At 69.9% G+C, this 22,012-nt stretch carries 21 protein-coding genes; 7 read left to right on the top strand and 14 right to left on the bottom strand.

The features are described 5' to 3' along the window. The first annotated feature begins 112 nt into the window (after positions 1 to 112). Complete coding sequence (locus tag AK36_RS25990; RefSeq protein WP_045579563.1) at positions 113 to 832, top strand: UdgX family uracil-DNA binding protein; 720 nt, start codon at positions 113 to 115, stop codon at positions 830 to 832. Next, positions 829 to 2,160, top strand: a complete 1,332-nt coding sequence (locus AK36_RS25985; protein ID WP_045579562.1) for an NRAMP family divalent metal transporter — start codon at positions 829 to 831, stop codon at positions 2,158 to 2,160. The genes AK36_RS25990 and AK36_RS25985 overlap by 4 nt, the downstream gene beginning before the upstream one ends. A gap of 169 nt (positions 2,161 to 2,329) precedes the next feature. Here the strand turns inward: AK36_RS25985 and AK36_RS31935 are convergent, their stop codons facing one another. The 8 genes from AK36_RS31935 to AK36_RS25945 form a co-directional block, all read right to left on the bottom strand. Continuing rightward, positions 2,330 to 2,587, bottom strand: coding sequence for a helix-turn-helix domain-containing protein (locus AK36_RS31935; RefSeq protein WP_230459725.1), 258 nt, complete (start codon positions 2,585 to 2,587; stop codon positions 2,330 to 2,332). 444 nt (positions 2,588 to 3,031) lie between these two features. After that, complete coding sequence (locus tag AK36_RS25975) at positions 3,032 to 3,643, bottom strand: DUF892 family protein (protein ID WP_011879861.1); 612 nt, start codon at positions 3,641 to 3,643, stop codon at positions 3,032 to 3,034. Positions 3,644 to 3,702: 59 nt separating this feature from the next. Next, the gene (locus AK36_RS25970; protein WP_045579561.1) at positions 3,703 to 4,314 is read right to left on the bottom strand and encodes a DUF4142 domain-containing protein; all 612 of its coding nucleotides are present in this window, start codon (positions 4,312 to 4,314) and stop codon (positions 3,703 to 3,705) included. A gap of 27 nt (positions 4,315 to 4,341) precedes the next feature. Continuing rightward, positions 4,342 to 5,199, bottom strand: a complete 858-nt coding sequence (locus tag AK36_RS25965; RefSeq protein ID WP_043292593.1) for an SDR family oxidoreductase — start codon at positions 5,197 to 5,199, stop codon at positions 4,342 to 4,344. A 143-nt stretch (positions 5,200 to 5,342) separates the two neighbouring features. Beyond that, on the bottom strand, positions 5,343 to 5,909 hold the full coding sequence (locus AK36_RS25960; RefSeq protein WP_011879858.1) for a membrane protein: 567 nt from the start codon (positions 5,907 to 5,909) through the stop codon (positions 5,343 to 5,345). Positions 5,910 to 5,973: 64 nt separating this feature from the next. Next, positions 5,974 to 6,273 carry a DUF2795 domain-containing protein gene (locus AK36_RS25955; protein ID WP_045579560.1) on the bottom strand — a complete coding sequence of 100 codons (300 nt, stop codon included), beginning with the start codon at positions 6,271 to 6,273 and terminating at the stop codon, positions 5,974 to 5,976. A 38-nt stretch (positions 6,274 to 6,311) separates the two neighbouring features. Beyond that, a complete protein-coding gene (locus AK36_RS25950) occupies positions 6,312 to 7,340 on the bottom strand; it encodes an SDR family oxidoreductase (protein WP_011879856.1) in 1,029 nt (342 codons plus the stop codon). A 25-nt stretch (positions 7,341 to 7,365) separates the two neighbouring features. Further along, the gene (locus AK36_RS25945) at positions 7,366 to 7,779 is read right to left on the bottom strand and encodes a BON domain-containing protein (protein WP_011879855.1); all 414 of its coding nucleotides are present in this window, start codon (positions 7,777 to 7,779) and stop codon (positions 7,366 to 7,368) included. Between the two features lie 242 nt (positions 7,780 to 8,021). Here AK36_RS25945 and AK36_RS25940 point away from each other — a divergent pair, with 242 nt between their 5' ends. Together AK36_RS25940 and AK36_RS25935 are read left to right on the top strand one after the other, a co-directional pair. After that, positions 8,022 to 9,335, top strand: coding sequence for a glycosyltransferase family 4 protein (locus AK36_RS25940; protein WP_045579559.1), 1,314 nt, complete (start codon positions 8,022 to 8,024; stop codon positions 9,333 to 9,335). Next, on the top strand, positions 9,335 to 10,381 hold the full coding sequence (locus AK36_RS25935; protein WP_011879853.1) for a UDP-glucuronic acid decarboxylase family protein: 1,047 nt from the start codon (positions 9,335 to 9,337) through the stop codon (positions 10,379 to 10,381). The genes AK36_RS25940 and AK36_RS25935 overlap by 1 nt, the downstream gene beginning before the upstream one ends. 32 nt (positions 10,382 to 10,413) lie before the next feature. Here the strand turns inward: AK36_RS25935 and AK36_RS25930 are convergent, their stop codons facing one another. Further along, entirely contained in the window at positions 10,414 to 12,714 is a 2,301-nt protein-coding gene (locus AK36_RS25930; RefSeq protein WP_045579931.1) for a hybrid sensor histidine kinase/response regulator, read from the bottom strand. 137 nt (positions 12,715 to 12,851) lie between these two features. On the opposite strand from AK36_RS25930, the gene AK36_RS25925 reads away from it, so the two are divergent. Together AK36_RS25925 and AK36_RS25920 are read left to right on the top strand one after the other, a co-directional pair. Further along, positions 12,852 to 13,559, top strand: a complete 708-nt coding sequence (locus AK36_RS25925) for a PIG-L deacetylase family protein (RefSeq protein WP_011879851.1) — start codon at positions 12,852 to 12,854, stop codon at positions 13,557 to 13,559. Then, complete coding sequence (locus tag AK36_RS25920; RefSeq protein WP_043292592.1) at positions 13,538 to 14,455, top strand: glycosyltransferase family 2 protein; 918 nt, start codon at positions 13,538 to 13,540, stop codon at positions 14,453 to 14,455. The genes AK36_RS25925 and AK36_RS25920 overlap by 22 nt, the downstream gene beginning before the upstream one ends. A 17-nt stretch (positions 14,456 to 14,472) precedes the next feature. Here AK36_RS25920 and AK36_RS25915 read toward each other — a convergent pair whose 3' ends face one another. After that, positions 14,473 to 15,840, bottom strand: coding sequence for a sigma-54-dependent transcriptional regulator (locus tag AK36_RS25915; RefSeq protein ID WP_011879849.1), 1,368 nt, complete (start codon positions 15,838 to 15,840; stop codon positions 14,473 to 14,475). Positions 15,841 to 16,183: 343 nt separating this feature from the next. On the opposite strand from AK36_RS25915, the gene AK36_RS25910 reads away from it, so the two are divergent. Continuing rightward, positions 16,184 to 17,242 (top strand): sigma-54 interaction domain-containing protein, encoded by a 1,059-nt coding sequence (locus tag AK36_RS25910; RefSeq protein ID WP_045579558.1) that lies wholly within the window; start codon positions 16,184 to 16,186, stop codon positions 17,240 to 17,242. Positions 17,243 to 17,251: 9 nt separating this feature from the next. Here AK36_RS25910 and AK36_RS25905 read toward each other — a convergent pair whose 3' ends face one another. The 4 genes from AK36_RS25905 to AK36_RS25890 are packed head-to-tail and all read right to left on the bottom strand — an operon-like array spanning position 17,252 to position 22,010. Beyond that, on the bottom strand, positions 17,252 to 18,202 hold the full coding sequence (locus AK36_RS25905; RefSeq protein WP_011879847.1) for a glycosyltransferase: 951 nt from the start codon (positions 18,200 to 18,202) through the stop codon (positions 17,252 to 17,254). Continuing rightward, positions 18,192 to 19,268: a glycosyltransferase family 9 protein gene (locus AK36_RS25900; protein ID WP_011879846.1), complete on the bottom strand. Its 1,077-nt coding sequence runs from the start codon at positions 19,266 to 19,268 to the stop codon at positions 18,192 to 18,194. Before AK36_RS25900 ends, AK36_RS25905 begins: the two co-directional genes overlap by 11 nt. Further along, entirely contained in the window at positions 19,265 to 20,266 is a 1,002-nt protein-coding gene (locus tag AK36_RS25895) for a glycosyltransferase family 2 protein (RefSeq protein ID WP_045579557.1), read from the bottom strand. Before AK36_RS25895 ends, AK36_RS25900 begins: the two co-directional genes overlap by 4 nt. After that, the gene (locus AK36_RS25890; protein WP_011879844.1) at positions 20,253 to 22,010 is read right to left on the bottom strand and encodes a carbamoyltransferase family protein; all 1,758 of its coding nucleotides are present in this window, start codon (positions 22,008 to 22,010) and stop codon (positions 20,253 to 20,255) included. Before AK36_RS25890 ends, AK36_RS25895 begins: the two co-directional genes overlap by 14 nt. Positions 22,011 to 22,012 lie beyond the last annotated feature (2 nt).

Here is a 22,012-nt window from a genome sequence, read left to right as displayed (position 1 = left end):
GCCCCTCGATGCGCGCACGGCCGAACCGCCAACCCAGCAAGCCGCCCGCATGCGGGCGCGACGCATGCCGCGCGGCGCACGCCGACGCGTCGGGCTGCGTGGGAGGCGCCGCATGACGGAACGCACGTCCCGACATCCGACGCACGCCGCGCAGCACGCCAAGCCATCGCAGCGGCCGCAGCCCGACCCGGCCGACACGCACGGCGGCGACGCCGATGACGACGCGCCGGCCACGCTCGACGCGTGCCGCCGCTGCGGGCTGTGGGAACACGCGACGCAGCCGGTGCCGGGCGCCGGCCCCGCCGACGCGCGCATCATGCTGGTCGGCGAGCAACCGGGCGATCAGGAAGACCGGACCGGCGTGCCGTTCGTCGGCGCGGCGGGCCGCATGCTCGACCGTGCGCTCGACGAGGCCGGGATCGATCGCGCCCGCGTGTACGTGACCAACGCGGTCAAGCACTTCAAGTGGGAGCCGCGCGGCAAGCGCCGGCTGCACAAGACGCCGGCGCAGCGGGAGGTCGCCGCGTGCCGCTACTGGCTCGAGCGCGAACTCGAGACGCTCGCGCCGCGCGTGATCGTCGCGCTCGGCGCGACGGCGCTGCGCGCGGTGCTGCAGGACAACGACGCGACGCTCGAACGCGCGCGCCAGCCGTTGCGCTCGCCGGACGGCCGCCTCGTCGTCGCGACGTATCACCCGTCCTACGTGCTGCGCACGCGCGGCGCCGATTCGCGCGAGCGCGCGTACCGGACGCTGGTCGACGCGCTGCGCACCGCAGCGCGACTCGCGCGCGACGCCGGCACGGCGCACGGCACGCGCGGAGACGCCGAATGAGCGACCTGCGCGACGACGACGCAACGCACGCCGCGCCCACCTCGACATCCGCGTCCGCGCCCGCGCCGGCCGCGAAGCCCTGGTATCGGCGGCTCGGCCCCGGCCTGCTCGCGGGCGCGTCCGACGCCGATCCGAGCAACGTGGCGGTGTACGCGCAGGCCGGCAGCCAGTTCGGGTTCAACATGCTGTGGATGATCGTCGTCACGCTGCCGATGATGGTCGTCGTGCAGCTCGCGGCCGCGTTCGTCGGGCGCACCAACCGCAAGGGGCTGGTGGCCGGCATCCGCGAGCACTTCTCCGACCGTCTCGCGAAAACGCTGATCGTGATGGTCGTGATCGTCAACGTCGTGAACGTCGGCGCCGATCTCGCCGCGATGGGCGACGCGACCGCGCTCGTCGCCGGCGGGCGCAGCTACTGGTACGCGGCCTCGTACGGGATCGCGTCGCTCGCGCTGCAGGTGCTGATGTCGTACGAGCGCTATGCGCGCTGGCTCAAATGGATGACGCTCGGCCTGCTCGCGTACGTGCTCGAACTCGGCTTCGTGCACGTCGACTGGCGCAATCTGCTGCATACGCTGGTGCTGCCGCACATCGCGTTCACGCGCGACTACGCGACCACCGCGGTCGCGGTGCTCGGCACGACGCTCAGCCCGTATCTGTTCGTGTGGCAGGCCGCGCTCGAAGTGGAGGAAACCCAGGCCGAGCGGCGCAACGGCGATGGCGACACCGTCAACGCGCCCGCGACCCGTCGCGACACCGAGCGGCGCATCACGTTCGACACGTGGACCGGGATGATCGTCACGAACGCGGTGTCGTTCTGCATCATGGTGATCGGCGCGGCGGTGTTCTTCACGCACGGCCGGCACGACATCGGGTCGACGGCGCAGGCCGCCGAAGCGCTGCGGCCGATCGCGGGCGAAGCGGCGTTCGTCGTGTTCGCGTTCGGCATCGTGGGCTGCGGGCTGCTGGCGATTCCGGCCTTCGCCGGCAGCGCCGCTTACGGCTGCGCGGAGGCATGGCAGTTCCGCGAGGGCCTCAACGAGCCGGTGCATCGCGCGCCGGCGTTCTACGGCGTGCTGGCGCTGTGCGTGCTGGTCGGCATCGCGATCTGCTTCGGCCCGGTCAATCCGATCAAGGCGCTGTACTGGAGCGCGGTGCTCAACGGCATCGCCGCGGTGCCGATGCTGGTGCTCGTGATGCTGCTCGCCCAGCGGCGCGGGGCGGCCGGCCAGCCGGGCAGCGGCGTCGCGTCGAGGGTGCTGGGGTGGCTTGCCGTCGCGCTGATGGCGGCGTCGGTGGTGGTGATGGTGGTGGACATGCTGGCGTGAGCGGCGGGGCCGTTGCTGTTTGCAACTGGGGGCGGCGGATGGCGGTAATCGATGGAGGCTGACTGCGACGGCGGATACAACAACGGTTGACGGCCGGGCCTGCGATGCCCTCCGGCTCACCGATGAAGCGTTCGCAGCGATCTCGCGAACTTCTCGATCGTTGCTGCCATTAGAAGTCCAGCTCCTTGAGTTCCTTCTCCGACAGAACGCTAACTCGTTGTCGACGGGTGCGAGCATCGAGCGACTTGAGCGCCGGATCCGTCTCGGAGAGCAAGTCATGCAGGCGCAGGCCGGGAGCAAACGCTTCCAGATACCGAACCATCTGACCGATCGCCACGCCGGGGTCGCCCTTTTCGATGCGGTAGGCGGTATTGCGCGACAGACCGGCTCGCGTGGCTGCCTCGCTCTGATGAACCCCTCTCGCTATACGGAGACGGGAGAGCAGTTGCCCCAGTGGTGCTTTGTCTCGGCAAGCACGGCCGGGCTGGCAGCCATCTCTTGATTGACCTTCATGCTCGATAAATCGATCCTTATGGCTCGTATGCTCGATTTTACGAGCATTCCGGCCTTCACAGGCCCAGCCGCCGCGAATGCCTGCGCGCCGCGCCTGACGAGCGGGGACGTCTTCTTGAAAAACGGGAGTTTTAACCAGCCGGAATCAAACCCGCCATTGCAGCGGGCTACAGCGCGGGCGTCACCGAGGCTCGCGAGCAGACTCTACCGCCCCTGATCGGCCCATTTGGTTTGCTGCTGGCGGCCACGTCGCTCGGGAAGTGGCCGCGGTTCTTGCCTGCGGATTCATGCGCTTCTCGGTCACGGTCGCCTCGGGCCGGCCGCGCGAGCGGCACGGCCCGATCGCGAGCGGACCCGCTTACATCATCTTCCCGCGCGAGCGCTCGGCGCGCGCCGCATCGGCCGCCGACTCGACCTTCTTCACTTCCTCCGGCGGCGGCAGCACGGCCTTGAAGCCCATCGACTCGATCCACATCTCGCGCGCCCAGCCGCGGGTGTGATAGAGGTGATGATCCTCGTCGGCTTCGACTTCGTCGTGCGCGGCCTTCAGCGCACGCGCTGCGTCGCTGTCGCGCAACTGGTCGGCCGCATAGCCGATCAGCTCCCAGTTCAGATGGTCCTTCGTCTCGGCGAGCACCACGCACTCGGCCGCGACGACCTGCGCGACGGCCGGATCGGCCTGCTTCTTCGCCTGCTGGATCACCTGCACCAGCGACTTGCCGGTGGCCGCGACAGCGGCACGGCCGGGCGACTGCGCGTCCGGATCGAGGCCGAGCGTTTCGAACACCTTGCGCAGCACTTCCTGGTGATGCAGGGTCTCGCGATGATATTTCTCCCATTCCTTGTGCAGGTCCGGGTCGGTTGCGCACTGGAGCGCGGCCTCGTAGATCTGCGCGCCGCCAAGCTCGGTCTCGTATGCCTGACAGAGCAGTTCGAGGATGCCTTCGTGCTTCGATTGCCGTTGGGCCATGACTGCTTCTCCGAAAAATGCGGGCCGCACACGCGGCCCGGGGTTGAACCGGACGCGCGTTACTGCGCGCCCACCTTGCGCTGCAGCGCTTCCGCCATGCTCAGGTGATGCTTGAGCTTCGGCAGCGTGGCCTGCGCGAACGCGCGCAGCTGCGCGTCCTTGCCGTCGCGGGCCTCCGTTTCGAACAGCGCGATCGTCTTGCGGTGCGCTTCCGGGCCGGCCGCCGCGACATAAGCGGAGTCGAAGTCCTTGCCTTGCTTGCCGCGCAGCGCCTCCACGTCCGGGTCGGTCACCTGCTCGACCTGCGGCTTGATGCCCTTGCGCGCGGCGATCTGGTTCAGCTGCGCGTTCGCCTTGCTGTGGTCGGCCACCATCCGCTTCGCGAACGCGCGCACGTCGGCCGACTTCGACTGCTTCAGCGCCAGCTGGCTCGCCTGCACTTCCGCCTTGCCGCCGATCGCGGCCTTGTCGACGAATTCCGCATCGGCGCCCTGCGGCGCCTTCGCCATGCCCGCGTCGCCGGCTCCGGCGCCCGACGACGGATTGATCACGCCGCCCGGCACGTGCGAATTCGAGGCGGGCGGCTCGCTCGGCATCTGTGCGTGCGCGAGCCCCGCTACCGCGAGCGCGCCCGCAGCGAGCGCCGCGGTCGTCCAGTTGTGTCGTTTCATGCGCTTTCTCCTTGTGTGGGGAACCGGTCAGCCACCGACGATCGAGCCGCCGTTCGGATGCAAGGTCTGTCCCGTCATGTAGCTCGCGCCTTCAGATGCGAGCAGGACGTAGCAGTCGATCAGCTCGTCGGGCTGGCCCGGCCGCTTGAGCGGCACGTTCGAGCCGAACTTCGACACCTGCTCGGCGCTGAAGGTCGACGGGATCAGCGGCGTCCAGATCGGCCCCGGCGCCACGGCATTCACGCGGATGTCGCGCTCGGCCAGCTCGATCGACAGCGAGCGCGTGAACGCGACGATCGCGCCCTTGGTCGCCGAGTAGTCGGGCAGTTTCGGGCTGCCGTGGTACGCGGTGACGGACGCCGTGTTGACGATGCGGCCGCCGCCCTTCATGTGCTGCAGCGCCGCCTGCGTGCAGAAGATCATCCCGTACACGTTGGTGCGGAAAGTACGCTCGAGCTGCTCCTCGGTCACGTCCTCGATGCCGGGCTGCGGATGCTGCTCGCCCGCGTTGTTCACCAGCACGTCGAGCCGGCCGAGCCGCTCGACGGTGCGCGCGACCGCGTCGCGCGCCTGTTGCCGGTCGCCGATGTCGCACGCGATCGCCTCGCAACGCCGGCCGGCCTGTTCGATGAGCCGCTTCGTGTGCGCGGCGTCGTCCGACTCGTTCAGATAGACGATCGCGACGTCCGCGCCTTCCTTCGCGAAACCGATCGCCACCGCGCGGCCGATCCCGCTGTCGCCGCCGGTGACGAGCGCGACCTTGCCGGCCAGCTTGCCGCTGCCGACGTAATCGGCCGCCTCGTCGCGCGGCTTCGGCTGCATGTCCCGCTCGCTGCCCGGCTGCTGCGTCTGATTCTGGGGCGGCGGGGTGTGTGCCTGGGTCATGTATGCCTCCTTGATCGTGGGTCGGGAGCACGGCGCAAGCCGCATGCCGCATGCCGCAGGCCGCCGCTCGTGCCGCACGGCCGCTCGCGGCCGTGCGCGCGCGGTGCGTCCCTGCATTGCAAGCGCGTGCAGAAACGGCATGGTCAGTGCGCGGCGTCCTGCGTCGTGCCGTCGGGCCGGCGCACCGGGTCGAAGTCGCGCCACTCGCCGTCCTGCCATTCGCCTTCGACGCGCTCGATCGCCTGCGCGCCGGTCGCGCGCAGCACGTCTTCGGCCGCCGCCGCGGTGGCGGCCGTCACGCGCGCGGCGAGGATCACGCCGCTCTCGGTCTGCTCGAGCGTGCCCTTGCCCTCGGCCTGCTCGCCGCGCATCCGTCCGAGCGCGCCGCCGAAGGCGCCGAGATACGCGCCGGCCAACGCGCCGGCGACCGGCACGAACCAGTAGCGCAGGCCGATCGCGTAAGCGATCAGGCCGACGATCACGCCGATCAGCATGCCGCGCAGTGCGCCGACCATCGCGCCGCGGCCGCCGGGCTTCGCGGCCGTATCGGCATACACGTCGCCGCCGATCGGATAGCGCGCGTGCTGTCCGCCCGGGTTCAGAAAGAAGATGGACACGTCGTCCGGTCCGAACGCGCGCTCGTAGAGGTGGCGCGCCCCACCTTCCGCTTCATCGAACGTCGTGAAGCGGCCTGCGACGATCATCGCCATGCTCGTGCTCCTCGTGACGGTAACGCGCCGTGCGCGCGCCGGCGCGCACGGCCGACGGCGGCGCTCACATCAGCCGCCCGAGTTCCTTCGACACCGATGCCGGCGTGGTGTACTCGCGATCGGGAATCTGCCGCAGCATCTCCAGCACGTGCTGGTCCGCATGCGAGCGCTCCGCGCACTGGACGACGTCGGCCTTGCTCGCCGGGTAGTCCATGCCCTTCAGCGCCTTCTGCACGTCGACCGGGCTCGGCGCCTTGCCGTGGCCGGTCTGATGGCCGCCCTTGTCGTGGTCCTGCTGCGTGCGCTCGCCTTCGTGCGCGCGCGAGTGGCTGTATTCGTGGCCGGTGTGTTGTCGCGATGTCATGGAAACCTCCTTCGAAAGAAAAACGCACTCCAGATCGATTACGCGGTCGTGCGCCGCGCCCGCGCGAGCGCCACGACCATCAGCGCGGCCGCGCCCAACGCGACGGCGCCCGCGACCTTCGGACGCTGCACCACGGCGTTGTATGCGCAGCCGCGCAGCACCGGACCTTCCATTCCTTCGCGCTCGTGCAGCGCGTGGCGCGACTCGTACAGCGCGTTGTCGTCGCGCGGGCGTGCCGCGCGCACGGTGCGCTGGCCGCGCGAGAACAACGTGGCCGCGAGGCGATCGAACAGGCGCGGCGCGTGATACGCGCCCGCCGAGGCCAGCTTCGCGGCGCCGCCGACGAACAGCGTGCGGCGCGGATGCGCGGCCGCGAACAGGATCGCGTCGGCGACCAGCTCGGGGTCGTAGATCGGCGGCGGCAGCTTCGCCTCGACGTTCATGTAGTTTTTCGCGTGCATCACGAACATCGTGTCCATCGCGGCCGGCTTGATCAGCGTGACGGATACCGGCAAGCGGTCCGACTCGAGCTCGAGCCGCAGCGAATCGGTGAAGCCCTTCACCGCGTGCTTCGACGCGACATACGCGCTCTGCAGCGGCAGCGGCGCGTCGGACGCCTCGCTGCCGAGGTTGATGATCGCGCCGCCGTGAAAATCGCCCTTGCGCCGGAAATGGTCCGACGCGACGAGCGAGCCGTGCACGACGCCCCAGTAGTTCGTGTCGAACAGCCGCCGCTGATCCTCGAGCGGCACCGCGGCCGCGGTGCCGAAGATCGAGACGCCGGCGTTGTTGATCCACGTGTCGAAGCCGCCGTAGGTGTCGACGGCCTGCGCGGCGGCGCGCTGCAGATCCTCGAGATTCGCGACGTCGCCCGCGACCGGCACCGCAAGGCCGCCGTGCTGGCGGATCTCGTCGCACAGCGTATTAAGCGCGTCGCCGTTGCGCGCGAACAGCACGAGCTTGGCGCCGCGGCGTGCCGCCTTGCGCGCGGTGACGAGGCCGATGCCGCTCGTCGCGCCCGTGATCACGATCGTCTGCTCGCCGACGGGTTTGAGCGTGCACTTCATAACACCTCCTGTTACGTCGCGCCGATCACTTCGGGCGGATGGTCAACTGGTTGCGCACGTCGCGCACGCCGTCGATCTTCCTGACGACGTCGGCCGCCTGCCCGCGCTGCTGCTCGTCCGGCACACTGCCGGTCAGCATCACGACGCCGCGGCGCGTCTTCACGTGGATGTCGCCGGCCGACAGGCCGCTCGTGCCGACCAGTTCGGCCTTCGCCTTGGTCGTGATGGTCGCGTCGTGAATCTTCGTCCCGGTGCTCGAATGGGACGACGATGCGGACGACGATGCGGACGACGAAGCGGCGTCGTCGCCGGCGGCGAACGCGCTCGGCGCGACGACGGTGCAGGCGGCGGCAGCGGCGACGGCGATCGCCATGCCGATACGCGTGCCCGCACGACGGCGCGCTCGCGGCGCGCTGGCTTGCAGCAGAAATACCTTCATCGTGACCTCCTTTCGTGAGCGCCGGCCGTGCCGGCTGGTATGCCGATGTCGCAAGTCGCGTGCCGCGCGCACGGCGCGGCTCGCGCGTGCGGCGCGCCGATCAGACGCCCTTTCATCCAAGCCGTTGTAATTTTTTCGGCGCCGATGCGGGCCGCTTCCCCCGCAAAGCGGCGGGCATGCCGATTGCCGGACAGGGATGCAACGGGGCCCACCGGCGCGGCCCCGACCTCGGGAGCATCACCATGCAAAGAATCGCGTTGATCAGTGAACATGCGTCGCCGCTGGGCGTCATCGGCGGCGTCGATGCGGGCGGCCAGAACATCTACGTCGCCAACGTCGCGAAGCAGCTGGCCGAACGCGGCCTCGACGTCGACGTCTACACGCGTTGCGACAATGCGCACCTGCCGGAGGTCGTGCAGATCGGCCCGCGCATGCGCGTGATCCACGTGCCGGCCGGTCCGCCGACCGATGTGCCGAAGGAGCGGCTGCTGCCGTACATGGGGGCGTTCGCCGATTACATGATCGCGCGCATGCGGCGCGAGCCCGACCCCGTCGACGTGATGCACGCGAACTTCTTCATGTCGGGCGAAGCCGGCCTGCGCGTGAAGAAGCGCCTCGGCATTCCGCTCGTCACGACCTTCCACGCGCTCGGCCGCGTGCGCCGGCTGCATCAGGGCGCGGCCGACGGCTTTCCCGACGCGCGCTTCAAGATCGAGGACACGCTCGCGCGCCGCTCCGACCGCCTGATCGCCGAATGCCCGCAGGATGCGCTCGACCTGACCACGCACTACCGCGCGGACGCGGCGCGCATCGAGATCGTGCCGTGCGGGTTCGATGCGCAGGAGTTTCGACCGGTGCCGCGCGCCGACGCGCGTGCGCAGCTCGGCTGGCAGCAGGATGCGTTCGTCGTGTTGCAGCTCGGGCGTCTGGTGCCGCGCAAGGGCATCGACAACGTGATCGACGCGCTCGCGCGGATGCCGCGCGATCCGCAGCGGCCGACCCATCTCTACATCGTCGGCGGCAGCCAGGCCACGCCCGACCCGGCGCGCGACCCGGAACTCGCGCGACTCATGGCGCTCGCGCACGACAACGGTATCGCCGATCGCGTGACCTTCGTCGGCCGGCGCGAGCGCGAGGCGCTGCACCTGTGCTACAGCGCGGCCGACGTGTTCGTGACGACGCCGTGGTACGAGCCATTCGGCATTACGCCGGTCGAGGCAATGGCGTGCGCGGCGGCGGTGATCGGCAGCGACGTCGGCGGCATCAGCACGACGGTGGACGACGGCGTCACGGGCTATCTGGTGCCGCCGCGCGACCCGGCCGCGCTCGCCGCGCGGCTCGTGCAGTTGCGCGCGCAACCGGATCTGTGCGCGGCGCTGGGCCGCGCCGGCTACCTGCGCGCGCATCGCTTCTACACGTGGCGCGGCGTGGCCGACCGCCTCGTCGACGTCTACCGCGACGTCGCGTATCCGCAGCGCGCCGGCACCGCCGCGACCCGCCGCACGCCGGTTTCGCCCACGCCGGGCGTACTCGCGCACCGCAAGGAGAATGCATGATGAAGGGCTACGATCGCAAACGCGTACTCGTTACCGGCGGCGCGGGCTTTCTCGGTTCGCATCTGTGCGAGCGCCTCGTGACGGCCGGGCACGACGTGCTGTGCGTCGACAACTTCTACACGGGCGCGAAGGACAATATCGCGCACCTGCTCGATGCGCCGAATTTCGAGCTGATGCGTCACGACGTGACGTTTCCGCTGTACGTGGAAGTCGACGAGATCTACAACCTCGCGTGCCCGGCGTCGCCGGTGCACTATCAGCGCGACCCGGTGCAGACCACCAAGACCAGCGTGCATGGCGCGATCAATCTGCTCGGCCTCGCGAAGCGCGTGAAGGCGCGCATCCTGCAGGCGTCGACGAGCGAGGTGTACGGCGACCCCGACGTGCATCCGCAGGACGAGCGCTACTGCGGGCGCGTGAACCCGATCGGCGTGCGCGCGTGCTACGACGAAGGCAAGCGCTGCGCGGAAACGCTGTTCATGGACTATCACCGGCAGTACGGCGTCGACGTGCGGATCGCGCGGATCTTCAACACGTACGGGCCGCGCATGCATCCGGCCGACGGCCGCGTCGTGTCGAACTTCATCACCCAGGCGCTGGCCGGCAAGCCGTTGACCGTGTACGGTGACGGCACGCAGACGCGCTCGTTCTGCTACGTCGACGATCTGATCGACGCGCTGGTGCGGTTGATGGACGAGCCGGGCGATGCGTGCGAACCGGTGAACCTCGGCAGCGACGACGAGATCGCGATGCTCGACATCGCGCGCGAAGTGGTGCGCGTCGTCGGCACGGACGTGGACATCGAGTTCTGCCCGCTGCCGTCCGACGATCCGCGCCAGCGCCGCCCCGATCTTGAAGCCGCGCGGCGGCGCCTCGGCTGGCGCGCGACGACGCCGCTCGCCACCGGGCTCGCGCACACGGCGCGCTACTTCATCCACCGGCAGGCCGCGCATCACGCGCCGGGCGAGCTGGTGCGCAGCACGCAGATCGCGTCGCACCTGCTCGCGCAGATCAGTACGCAGAACCGGCCGGCCACCCCGGCGTGAGCGGTGCGCAGCGATGCCGCGGCGGGCACGCGTCAGCCATCTTGCTGCGTGACGCGTGCGATCGCGTGGGCGAGGTCGCGCACGTCGACGGGCTTGCACAGATAGCCGTCGAAGCCTGCGTCGAGCGCGCGGCGCTCGTCGCCGAGTCCCGCATGCGCGGTCACCGCGAGCACGCGCGGACGGGACGTATCGACGCCGCCCGCGCCACGCCGGCGCAGCGCGTCGATCAGCCAGAAGCCGTCGCCGTCCGGCATCGCGAGGTCGGACAGCACGACGGTCGGCTGCAGCGTCGCGACGGCGTCGAGCGCGGCGCGGCCTGACACGGCGATCGCGACGACGGCGCCGAGCGTCGTCAGCGCGGCGGCGAGGCTGTCGCGCGTGGTCGCGTCGTCGTCGACGATCAGGATGCGCTGCGTGTCGAGCGTCGGCGCATCGCGCAGAACCTGCGTCACGCCCCACGCCATCGCGCCGATCGGCTGCCAGCCGGCCGGCAGCGTGACGGTGAAGGTCGCGCCGCGGTTGCGGCCCGCGCTGTCGACGCGGACCTCGCCGCCGTGCAGTTCGGCGATATGACGCACGATCGACAGGCCGAGCCCGAGGCCGCGCCGCGGCGACGCGGGCGAACCGTCCGCGCGCCGGAACATGTCGAACACGTACGGGATGAACTCGCTCGCGATGCCCTGCCCGGTGTCGCCGACCGCGAGCACGGCGTGCGCGGCGTCATGCGTCAGCGTGACGGTCACGGCGCCGCCGGCGGGCGTGAACTTCAGCGCGTTCGACACGAGGTTCGACAGCATCTGGCGCAGGCGCTCCGCGTCGCCCGACACCACGCACGCGCTCGCCGTGCAATCGAACTCGAGTGCGATGCCGGCCGCCGACGCGGCGGTCTGGAACGCGCTCGTCGCGTCGGCGAACAGCCGCACGACGTCGACCGGCATCGCGTCGAGCCGCAGCTTGCCAGTCGCGAGCGACGACGCGTCGAGGATGTCGCCCACCATGCGCGTGAGCGAATGCGCGCTGCGATCGATCGCGTCGATCGCCTGCTGCTGCAGCGCGTCGTCGCCGGCGCTGCGCAGCACCTCGACCCAGCCGTAGATCACGTTCAGCGGCGTGCGCAGCTCGTGCGACACGGTGGCGAGCAGCTCGTCCTTCAGGCGGTTCGACGTATCGGCCCGCTCGCGCGCGGTGCGCGCGCCTTGCAGCGAGCGCTGCGTCCGCAGGTCGCGGCGGCGCTGCACGCGAGTCTCGCGCAGCGTCAGCGACAGCGCGACGCAGTTGCGCGCATCGCCGCGCACGGGGCACGCGGACACCGACGCGCGAAAGCGCCGGCCGTCGCGGCGCACGCACAGCACTTCGAGCGGGCCGATCGGCTCGCGCAGCGTCTCGAACGATACGGTGAGCGGGTAGCGCCGCAGCCAGCGCTGCGCGACCAGCGTGTCGAGCGCGCGTCCGTGCGCGTGGGCTTCGTCGTAGCCGAAGATCCGCTGCGCCGCGCCGTTCCAGCTGACGATGCGGCCCTGCGCGTCGATCCCGACGATCGCGTCAGGCGACGCATCGACCACCGCCAGTTGCAGCCGCGACGTTTCGGCGGCTGCACGCTGCGCGAGCGCATCGCGCAGCACCAGCACGGCGCCGTCGATGTTGCCGTGCGCATCGACGAGCGGACGCGCGATCTCGGCGATCGGCACCGGCGCGCTGTCGCCTCGACGCTGCAGCCAGTGTTGATCGGATTGCGCGGAGACGCCTGCCAGCGCGCGGTCGAGCGCGGTGGTCGGCACGAGCCGCTCGTCGCGATCGAACAACCGCACGACGTCGCGCACGGGTTCTTGCAGCGCGGCGTCCGAGGAGCAGCCGGTCAGCTCGGCCGCTGCCGCATTGAGGTAGGTCACGCGGCCTTGCGTGTCGGCCGCGATCACGCCGTGCGGGAGCGCGTCGAGGATCGCCTCGAGCCGCTCGCGCGCCGCGGCTTCGCGGCGGCGTGCTCGGTCGTTGGTGAGCCGCGTATCGCGCAGCATCGCCGCGACCGCGCACACCAGCACGCCGATCAGCATGAAGGCGCCGAGCCGCACCAGCCGCTCCGGCTGCGTCCCGGTATACGCGCCGGCATCGGACAGGAACAGCGTCCACACCAGCAGCCCGCTCGCCGCGGTCGATACGATGCCGAACACGAACGAGGTCGCCCACGCGGCGCCGGCCAGCATCGGGTAGTACAGCACCAGCGGTAGGTTCACGCCGCCGAAGCGGATCGCGAGCGCCTGCAACACCGTTGCGACCGCAACCAGCATCACGGCCGTCGCGTAATTTCCGGCCTGCGTCCTTGCAATATCGATCATCGGGGTCGCTCCTGCCGTGCGGCCGGCCGCCACGGCGCGCGGGAATACGAACGGGCACGCGTGATGCTGGCGCATGCTCGCCGGCGGGCGTCGCCCGCCCGGCCGTTCATATCCATCATCACGGAGGTTCCGAGTACATGACCGCTCCGACACGTTGGCTCGTCATCTCGCCGCACCTGGACGACGCCGTCTTCAGTTGCGGGCAGGCGATCGCGCAGGCGCCCGGCTCGGTCGTCGTGACCGTGTTCGCCGGCATCCCCGCACGCGATACGGCCGCGCCGCCGTGGGATCGGCGCGCGGGGTTTCGCAGCGCGGACGAAGCGGTGCGCGCGCGGCGCGACGAGGACCGCCGCGCGCTCGCGCTGCTCGACGCGCGGCCGGTGTGGCTGGATTTCTTCGACGATCAGTACGGCGCGCCGGCCGCGACCGACGAGATCGCCGCACGGCTGACCGACACGCTCGACGCCCATCCGGGCTACGGCGTGCTCGCGCCGGCCGGCTTGTTCCATCGCGATCATCTGCAGGTGCAGCAGGCCGCGCTGTCGGTGCTGCACGACCTGCATGCGGCGGGCGACACGTCGCGTGCATGGCGCTTCTACGAGGACGCGCCGTATCGGCGCATCGACGGGCTGATGTCGAAGCGCGTGTCCGAATGGCGCGAGCGCGGCTGGTTCGCGCGCCCGGTCGCCGCGCCGGCCGGCGACCGCAGCGACGGCGCGGCAGCGAAGGCCGCTGCGGTCGACGCATACCAGAGCCAGATTGCGCTGTTCGAGCCTCATATGCGCGCCGACCTCCGTGAACCGGAAACATACTGGCAACTCGAATGCGACAGCACGTCCGGATAACGCCCGCACGCGCAGCGCTCGCGCCGCGCGAGCCGCGCGTGACCGCGGTGGTGCTCACCTACCGGCGCGCGGACGAACTCGCGCGCACGCTGGCGCGCCTCACCGCGCTGCGCGACCGTCCGGCGATCGTCGTGGTCGACAACGGTTCGGACGACGCGACCGCGGCGCTCGTGCGCGAGCGCTTCGCGCACGTGACGCTCGTGCATGCGCCCGGCAACGTGGGCGCGTCCGGGCGCAACCTCGGCGTGGCCGTCGCGCGCACGCGCCACGTCGCGTTCTGCGACGACGATACGTGGTGGGCGCCTGGCTCGATCGCCGAGGCAGCAAACCTGCTCGACGCGTATCCGCACGTCGCGGCCGTCACCGCGCGCGTGCTGGTGGGCGCGGAAGAACGCGAGGACCCGACCTGCGCGCTGATGGCCGACAGCCCGCTCGACGCGAGCGTCGCGCTGCCTGGGCGGCCGATCCTCGGGTTGCTGGCCGGCGCGACGGCGTTCCGGCGCGATGCGTATCTGCGCGCGGGCGGCTATCACCCGCGCTACTTTCTCGGCGGCGAGGAAGCGCTGCTCGCGCTCGACCTGTATCGCGCAGGCGCATGGCTCGTCTATGCGCCGCAGTTGACGGTTCATCATTACCCTTCGACGCAGCGCGACGCGCGCGCGCGGCGCAGCGTATCGACCCGCAACGACGTGTGGACCGCATGGCTCAGATGGCCGGCCGGCGCCGCGTTCGCGCACACCGTGCGCATGCTGCCGCGGCTGCGCCGCGAGTGCGGGATCCTGCCCGCGCTTGCCGGCCTGCCGTGGATCCTGCGCGAACGGCGCGCGATCCCGCCGCACGTCGAACGCATGCGACGCCGCCTCGACGACGCCGCGCGGCAGCGCGCACGCGCATGAGTGCGCCGGCGGTTGCATCAGGAGTCCGGCTTCTCCACCTCGCCTTCGAGTTGCGCGAGCCGGTTGTAGATCGTCTTCAGGCTGACGTCGAGCACTTCGGCCGCCTGCGCCTTCACGCCGCCGCACTGCGCGATGGTGCCGAGGATCAGCTTGCGGTCGACCTCCTCGAGCGGCGTGCCGAACGGCACGGTCACGCGGTCGTCCTGCGAGTCGACCATGTTCGACAGCTCTTCCATGATCGGCGGCGGCAGGGTTTCGATCACGTCCGCATCGCTGAAGATGCTCGCGCGCTGCACGAAGTTGCGCAGCTCGCGCACGTTGCCGGGCCATGCGTAAGACTTCAACGCCTCGCGTGCGGCCGGCGCGAAGCGCAGGTTGCGTCCGCTTTCCTCGTTGTAGCGCTGCAGGAACGCATCGGCGAGCATCGGAATGTCGTCGCCGCGCTCGCGCAGCGACGGCAGCGGAATCGGAAACACATTGATCCGGTGATAGAGGTCGGGCCGCAGCTTGCCGTCGGCCATCGCGGCTTCCGGGTCGCGGTTGGTGGCCGCGACGATGCGCACGTCGACGTCGATCTCGCGCGTCGAGCCGAGCCGCGTGACGCGGCCCGTCTCCAGCACGCGCAACAGCTTGACCTGCGATTCGAGCGGCATCTCGGTGATTTCGTCGAGAAACAGCGTGCCGCCGTCGGCGCGCTCGAAGAAGCCCTTGTGCTGCCGCTCCGCGCCGGTGAAGCTGCCGCGGTCGTGGCCGAACATTTCGCTTTCGACGAGATTCGCGGCGATCGCGCCGCAGTTCACCGCGAGGAACGGGCCGCGCCGGCGCAGGCTCAGATCGTGGACCGTCTGCGCGGCCAGCTCCTTGCCGGTGCCCGACTCGCCGGTGAGCAGCACCGACGCTTCGGTGCGCGCGACGCGGCCGATCGCATCGTAGACGGCCTGCATCGCCGGCGAGCTGCCGAGCATGCGGCCGAAGCGGCCGAGGCGCTGCAACTCCGAGCGCAGTTCGGCGATCTCCTCGTGCAGCGCAGTGGTGCGCGGCACGCGCGCGAAGATGCTGTTCAGCCGCTGCATGTTGAGCGGCTTCACGAGGTAGTCGGTCGCGCCGCGACGCAATGCGTCGATCGCGGTTTCGAGGCTCGCGTGACCGGTGGTCAGCACGATTTCGCAATGCCCGCGCTTCGGCAATGCATCGAACAGATCCATCCCGTTGCCGTCGGGCAGCACGAGATCGCACAGCACGAGATCGGGGGTATGCGTCGAGACGAGCGTGCGCGCTTCTTCTAGCGTCGCGGCCGTGTCGCAGGTGAGCTGCTGCGCCTGCGCGAGCGCCGCGAGCATCGCGCGCGTATCGGCATCGTCTTCGACGATCAGCACATAAGGCATCGAAGCTCCTGGTGGGGCGGCCGGTATGAAGTTCGACCGGAACCGCAGCGAGCGTGCGCTGGGAGTACGACGCCGGGCACTCGGCGATACGACCCGCATTGCACGCGAATAAATGGGAGTTTGTCCGCCATGACAAACGAGTGCTTAGCAGTATAGAAGAAGCGTGTCGCGCAATCGGCGATCATCGAATAAATCTATCTATTCGCGAAACTCGCATTGCAATATTCAATCTATTGGGAGGGCCATAACCGGTATCCTTGATACATAAAAGCGACGTATACCGTGTCACTTTTTCTGCATGCCTCGACGGTTTCGGTCAAAACTTCCCAAAGCGATAACACTTATGTCGAAATCCGACGATGACGGCACGCGACTGTTCGGCCGCTCGCGAACAATCCAGGATTTGCTGCATAAAATCTCGCGCGTCGCGGCCACGCGCGTCAGCGTGCTCATAGTAGGCGAAAGCGGCGCCGGCAAGGACATCGTCGCGCGGCTCATTCACGACATGAGCCCGCGTCGGCGCGGGCCGTTCGTGCCGGTCAATTGCGGCGCGATTCCGAAAGATCTCGCGGAGTCGCATTTATTCGGTCACGAAAAAGGCAGTTTCACCGGCGCGGTCGCGCAACATGTCGGCATGTTCGAAGCCGCGCGCGGCGGCACGCTGTTTCTCGATGAAATCGCGGAAATGCCGGCGGAATTGCAAGTCAAATTGCTGCGCACGCTTGAAACCAACACGATCATGCGCGTCGGCGGCCACGAACCGATTCCGCTCGACGTGCGGATCGTCGCGGCCACGCATCACGATCCGGTCGATGCCGTGCGCAGCAGCCGGCTGCGCGAAGACCTGTTCTACCGGATCGCGACAATCGCGCTGCACGTGCCGGCGCTGCGTCAGCGCGAGGACGACGTCGGCGACATCGCGGTGCAGATCATCGACCGGCTGAATGCGCGGCATCGCACGCGCAAGCGCCTGTCGATGCAGGCGATGAAGGCGCTGCGCGCCTATACGTGGCCCGGCAACGTGCGCGAGCTGCGCAATGCGCTGGAGCGCGCGTTCATCCTCGCCGACGAACAGATCGAATTGCAGCTGCCGCGTCGCCAGCCGCCGCGCGAGGAAGTGCGTCACAACGCGATGACGCTGCACATCGGCGCGACGCTCGCACATACGCAGCAGCGCTTCATCGTCGCGTCGCTGCGGCATTTCAACGGCGACAAGCCGCGCACCGCGAAGGCGCTCGGCATCAGCCTGAAGACGCTGTACAACCGCCTCGCGCTGTTGCCCGAGCACGAGCGCAATGCGGTGAGCGGTGGCGCGCCCGGCGCCGCGACGAGCGGCGCCGCCACGTCGACCGGGTCGGCCGCATCGGCCGCTACGGCGCCGCCGACCGCGGCAAGCCAGTAGCCGCGACCGCTACGCCGCGACGTCGCGCAACGCGCTGTCCCAGTCGCGCGCGAACCGCTCGATCCCGAAGCGTTCGCGCGCGTCGCGCCTCGCGGCCGCGCCCCACTCGCGCGCGAGGTCCGCGTCGCGGATCAGCATGCGCATCGCGTCGATCAGCACGGCCGGACGCGTGTCGGCCACGCCGTTGCTGCCGGTCTTCACGAGCTGCGCCATCTCGGTCGTTGCCAGTGCAACGATCGGCAGCCCGATCATCATCGCCTCGATCACCGCGAGCCCGAGGCTCGTGTAACGGATCGGATTGAAGAAGAACCGGTAGTGCGACAGGAACTGCGGCAGCGCCGGGTTCGGCACCTCGCCGATCCCCCCCAGCTCGGCCGAGCCCATGCCGACCAGATCGAGCGGCACGTTGCGACGCACTTCCTCGAACAGGTCCGCGCCGAGCCGCCGGCCGCGCCGCGCGAGGTTGTTCACGACCGTCACGCCCTTGGGCAGCGTGCCGCGATACGCGACGTCGTCGGGCACCAGCACGCCGTGCTCGATCACGCGCGTCGGCGTGACGCCGTTGTCCCACATCAGCGCGTTGAACGGCGTCACGTGCACGAGCTGGACGTTCGGGTCCTGCACCGGATGCAGCGTGTCGGTCGGATGCTCGCGCGGCGGATCGTGTTCGATGAACAGCGTCGGCAGCGCGCGCTGCGCGTCGCTCAACAGCGTGAGCCGATCCTGCGCGTAGTGGCTGTGATGCTGATACAGCACGCAGTCGAACTCGGTGTCGCGCACGCATTCGGCCGGCACTTCGAACACGTTGTCGCCCCACGGCAGGTGTCCGACGCGCCCGGCATAGCCGGGCGGATGCTGCGGCCGCGTCACGAGATAGAAATCGTGCGGCGTCTGCGACAGGTAATACAGATAGTTTCCGTGCACGTGCCAGGTAAGCACGCGCAACCGTTTACGTGACATGACGTCTCTCCTGGGCGAGCAGCGTGCCCGCCTGGTGAATCACGTCGTCGACGCCGATCGCGATCGCGCATTCGTGCCCGTACGGGCACGTGTCGAACATGCACGGCCGGCAGGCCGGGTAGCTGGCGAGCACGCGATGACGTTCGGTGTCGAGCGGCGCCCAGCGGGCCGTGTCGCTGCCGCATGCGACGACGACGCTCGGTGTGCCGAGCGCCGCCGCGACGTGCGACACGCCTGTGTCGTTACACAACAGCAGCCGCGCGCGCGCGATCAGCGCGGCCATCGCGCCGAGCGGCGTGCGGCCGCACAGGTTCACGCACGGCCGCGCGAGCTGCTCCGCAAACGCGTTGGCCAGCGCGAGCTCCGCGCGCGTGCCGGTCAGCACGATTTGCCAGCCGTCGTCGGCGAGCTGCCGCGCGGTGCGCGCGAAGCGTTCGACCGGCCAGCGCCGCGACGCCATGCGCGCGCCCGGATGGACGACCACGTAGCGGCCCGGCTCGAGCGCATGCTCGTCGCGCAGCACGTGCCACAGCGCATAGTCGAGGCCACCGAGCGGAAATTCCAGGTAATCGCCCCAGTCGCGATAGCCGAGCTTGCGCATCAGCGACAGGTAGCGCGTGACTTCGGGTTCGTCGTCGCGCCATACGATGGAGCAGTCGAGCGCGGTCGTGCCGCCGTCGGCCGGGACGAAGCCGGCGGTGCGCGCCGCGCCGAGCGATGCGACGATCGCGTTGGTGTGCGCGCCGCTGCCGTGCAGCTGGATCGCGAGATCGAAATCGCGCGCGCGGCATTCGGCAACGAACGCCTCGCGTGCGGCCGCATCGGCGGCCGGCTGTTCGGCGAGCCCCGGCGCACCGGGGAACGCGATGAAATTGTCGATGTAGTCGGAGAAGCGCGACGCGAACTCGCGCGCCCACGGCAGCCCGATCAGCGTGATGCGCGCCTCCGGCTCGCCGCGCCGCAGCGCGCGCAGCGCCGGCACCGCGCACAGCATGTCGCCGAGCTGCAGCGCGCGAAACACCGCGATGCGCGTCGGACCGGACGATGAAGCCGAATCGTGCGTCATAGGAAGAACACCCGGAAATGAAGCGCGCCGCGCAGCCGCCAGTACAGCGACACGGGCGGAATCGCGATCGACGTGACGATCATCTCGGCCACGTGCGACGGCGTGAGCTGCGTGCCGCGCAGCCGCTTGATGCAAAACGCGGCCGTGATCGCGGCCCACACGAGCGCGCAGGCAATGCCGGCCGCGCGCCAGCCGAGGGCGAAGCAGCCGAGCGCGCCGAGCGCGAACAGCACGGCCGCGTAGTAATTCCACGGCGGCGTCGGCCGGATGTGCCGCCGGTAAGTCACGCGATGCTTCTTGTACAGCAGCGCGTCGAAATACACCTTCGACTGCTGGCCGATGCTGGTGCCCCAGCGCGCCGGGCGCACGGGGTGGACGATCCGCGCGGCCTCCGCCTCGACGATCGGCCCCGCGTGCTCGCGCAACGCGAACATCAGGTCGGCGTCCTCGCGCCACGCGCGCGTGAAGCGTTCGTCGAAGCCGCCGACGCGCTCCAGCGCCGCGCGCCGCACGAAGCAGTTGGCGGTCGCGAATTCCGCATGCGCGAGGCCGGCCGCATCGCGTTCGTAATCGGTCGGCCGCGGGCGCAGCGGCACGTCGATGCGCCCCGCCGCCGCCGACGCCGACGGCTCGGCCAGCAGGGCTGCCGAACCATGACGCAGCCACGCGGGGTCGGGAATCGTGTCGTCGTCGGTGAACGCGATCAGCCCGCCGCGCGCGCTGCGCCAGCCGACGTTGCGCGCGCCGGCCGGCCCCTGCGTGTCCGGCGCGCTCATGTAGCGGATCACGGGCACGTCGCTCACGCGCGCGCGGCACGCATCGACGACTGCGCGCGCGCTGCCGGCCGGATCGTCGTCGACCACGACGATCTCGTAGGCCGTCGGGTCGAACGCCTGCGCGCACAGCGCGTCGAGGCAGCGTTCGAGCAGATCGGGCCGACGATAGGTCGGCACGACGACCGACACGACCGGTGCCTGTTGCGTGTCACGCATGTTCATGTCGCGGCTTCTCCAGCAGGAACGAACCGATCACGAGCGCGTCGAGCGGCGAGGTCCAGAAGCATTCGATCGCGTCGCGCGGCGAGCAGACGATCGGCTCGCCGCGCGTGTTGAACGACGTGTTGACGAGCACCGGCACGCCGGTCAGCGCGTTGAACTCCGACAGCAGCGCATGCAGCAGCGGATGCTGGCTTTCGTCGACGGTCTGCACGCGCGCCGTGCCGTCGATGTGGCGCACGGCCGGAATCGTCGCTTCTGCGCCGGGCGCGACGTCGTAGACGAACAGCATGAACGGCGCGCGCAGCGGCGTGCGGCGGCCGCCCCGAAACCACTCGTGCGCATGGCTTTCGAGCACGACCGGCGCGACCGGCCGGAAATCCTCGCGATCCTTGATCCGGTTCAGCTTGTGCTGCATGTCCGGATCGGTCGGCGATGCGAGGATCGAGCGGGCGCCGAGGGCGCGCGGGCCGAACTCCATGCGGCCCTGGAACCAGCCGATCACGCGGTTCGCCGCGAGCAACGCAGCCGTCTGTCCGGCGACGTCGTCGAGCCGCCGGTACGGCAGCTGCGCTTCGGTGAGGAACGCTTCGATTGCCTCGTCGCTGTACGACGGCCCGAGATACGCGTGGTCCATGCGCCAGTCGCCGCGCGCGCCGCGGATCCGGAAGTCGGTCCACAGCGCGGCGCCGAGCGCGGTGCCCGCATCGCCGGCGGCCGGCTGCACCCACACGTCGTCGAACGGGCCGCGGTCGCGGATCTTCGCGTTCATCACGCAGTTCAGCGCGACGCCGCCGGCCATCGCGAGCTGCTTCTCGCCGGTCTGCGCGGCGAGCCATTCGACCGCCTGCAGCGTCGCTTCCTCCAGCACCAGCTGCAACGCATGCGCGATGTCGCAATGATGCGGCTCGATCGGGCCGCCGCGTTCGCGCGGCGGGCCGAACAGCGCGGCGAGGTCGCCTTCGACGATCTCGTAGCGTCCGTCGCCCGCGTAGCGCACCAGCTTGCGCATCTCGTCGGCATACACGGGCTTGCCGTACGACGCGAGCGCCATCACCTTGTACTCGTCGGACGAATGCAGGAAGCCGAGGTAGTGCGTGACGCGCTCGTACAGCAGCCCGAGCGAATGCGGCAGGTTCACCTGGCCGAGGCGCCGGTACGACTTGCCGTCGAACAGGCCGTAGCTCGTGGTCGCGCGCTCGCCGCGCCCGTCCATCGTCATCACCGCGCAGTGGTCGTACGGCGCCGCGAGAAACGCGCTCGCCTCGTGCGCGAGATGGTGCTCGATGAAGTGCCAGCGGAACGGCCCGTCGTGCCTGACGCCGCGAAAGCGCCGCTGCAGATGGTGCGGCGCGCCGCCCGCGAGCTGGCGCGGCGCGTTCACGATCGACGACAGGAACAGCGGATGCCACGGCGACGCGCCGTCGGCGCGCGGCGCATGGGCGGACGGCTGCAGCGGCAGCGTCAGTTCGGGCTCGGCCCCGTGACGATCGAGCTCGAGCCACGGGTCGTACGAATAGGCGACGTGATCGACGTCCGCGAGCGCGATGCCGGCTTCCGCGAGACAGTAGTCGATCGCGTGAAACGGCAGCTCCCACGTCGAGAACGGCACCGGCCGCTTCGCGTGCTTCACGTGCGTGAATCGCTCGTCTTCGGCGGCCGCGATCACGATGCCGTCGCGCACGAGGCACGCGGCGCTGTCGTGAAAGGCGGCGTTGATACCCAGCGTATAAATGGGTTCGGGCATGC

The organism is Burkholderia vietnamiensis LMG 10929 (assembly GCF_000959445.1).
In the GTDB taxonomy this organism is placed as follows: Bacteria; Pseudomonadota; Gammaproteobacteria; order Burkholderiales; family Burkholderiaceae; genus Burkholderia; species Burkholderia vietnamiensis.
This window is presented reverse-complemented; position numbering and strand designations above follow the sequence as displayed.

Excerpts from the sequence above, each read along its gene's own strand:
- AK36_RS25990 (WP_045579563.1), top strand. The coding sequence starts at position 113 with ATGACGGAACGCACGTCCCGACATCCGACGCACGCCGCGCAGCACGCC.
- AK36_RS25985 (WP_045579562.1), top strand. The coding sequence starts at position 829 with ATGAGCGACCTGCGCGACGACGACGCAACGCACGCCGCGCCCACCTCG.
- AK36_RS25975 (WP_011879861.1), bottom strand. The coding sequence starts at position 3,643 with ATGGCCCAACGGCAATCGAAGCACGAAGGCATCCTCGAACTGCTCTGT.
- AK36_RS25970 (WP_045579561.1), bottom strand. The coding sequence starts at position 4,314 with ATGAAACGACACAACTGGACGACCGCGGCGCTCGCTGCGGGCGCGCTC.
- AK36_RS25965 (WP_043292593.1), bottom strand. The coding sequence starts at position 5,199 with ATGACCCAGGCACACACCCCGCCGCCCCAGAATCAGACGCAGCAGCCG.
- AK36_RS25960 (WP_011879858.1), bottom strand. The coding sequence starts at position 5,909 with ATGGCGATGATCGTCGCAGGCCGCTTCACGACGTTCGATGAAGCGGAA.
- AK36_RS25955 (WP_045579560.1), bottom strand. The coding sequence starts at position 6,273 with ATGACATCGCGACAACACACCGGCCACGAATACAGCCACTCGCGCGCG.
- AK36_RS25950 (WP_011879856.1), bottom strand. The coding sequence starts at position 7,340 with ATGAAGTGCACGCTCAAACCCGTCGGCGAGCAGACGATCGTGATCACG.
- AK36_RS25945 (WP_011879855.1), bottom strand. The coding sequence starts at position 7,779 with ATGAAGGTATTTCTGCTGCAAGCCAGCGCGCCGCGAGCGCGCCGTCGT.
- AK36_RS25940 (WP_045579559.1), top strand. The coding sequence starts at position 8,022 with ATGCAAAGAATCGCGTTGATCAGTGAACATGCGTCGCCGCTGGGCGTC.
- AK36_RS25935 (WP_011879853.1), top strand. The coding sequence starts at position 9,335 with ATGAAGGGCTACGATCGCAAACGCGTACTCGTTACCGGCGGCGCGGGC.
- AK36_RS25930 (WP_045579931.1), bottom strand. The coding sequence starts at position 12,714 with ATGATCGATATTGCAAGGACGCAGGCCGGAAATTACGCGACGGCCGTG.
- AK36_RS25925 (WP_011879851.1), top strand. The coding sequence starts at position 12,852 with ATGACCGCTCCGACACGTTGGCTCGTCATCTCGCCGCACCTGGACGAC.
- AK36_RS25920 (WP_043292592.1), top strand. The coding sequence starts at position 13,538 with ATGCGACAGCACGTCCGGATAACGCCCGCACGCGCAGCGCTCGCGCCG.
- AK36_RS25915 (WP_011879849.1), bottom strand. The coding sequence starts at position 15,840 with ATGCCTTATGTGCTGATCGTCGAAGACGATGCCGATACGCGCGCGATG.
- AK36_RS25910 (WP_045579558.1), top strand. The coding sequence starts at position 16,184 with ATGTCGAAATCCGACGATGACGGCACGCGACTGTTCGGCCGCTCGCGA.
- AK36_RS25905 (WP_011879847.1), bottom strand. The coding sequence starts at position 18,202 with ATGTCACGTAAACGGTTGCGCGTGCTTACCTGGCACGTGCACGGAAAC.
- AK36_RS25900 (WP_011879846.1), bottom strand. The coding sequence starts at position 19,268 with ATGACGCACGATTCGGCTTCATCGTCCGGTCCGACGCGCATCGCGGTG.
- AK36_RS25895 (WP_045579557.1), bottom strand. The coding sequence starts at position 20,266 with ATGAACATGCGTGACACGCAACAGGCACCGGTCGTGTCGGTCGTCGTG.
- AK36_RS25890 (WP_011879844.1), bottom strand. The coding sequence starts at position 22,010 with ATGCCCGAACCCATTTATACGCTGGGTATCAACGCCGCCTTTCACGAC.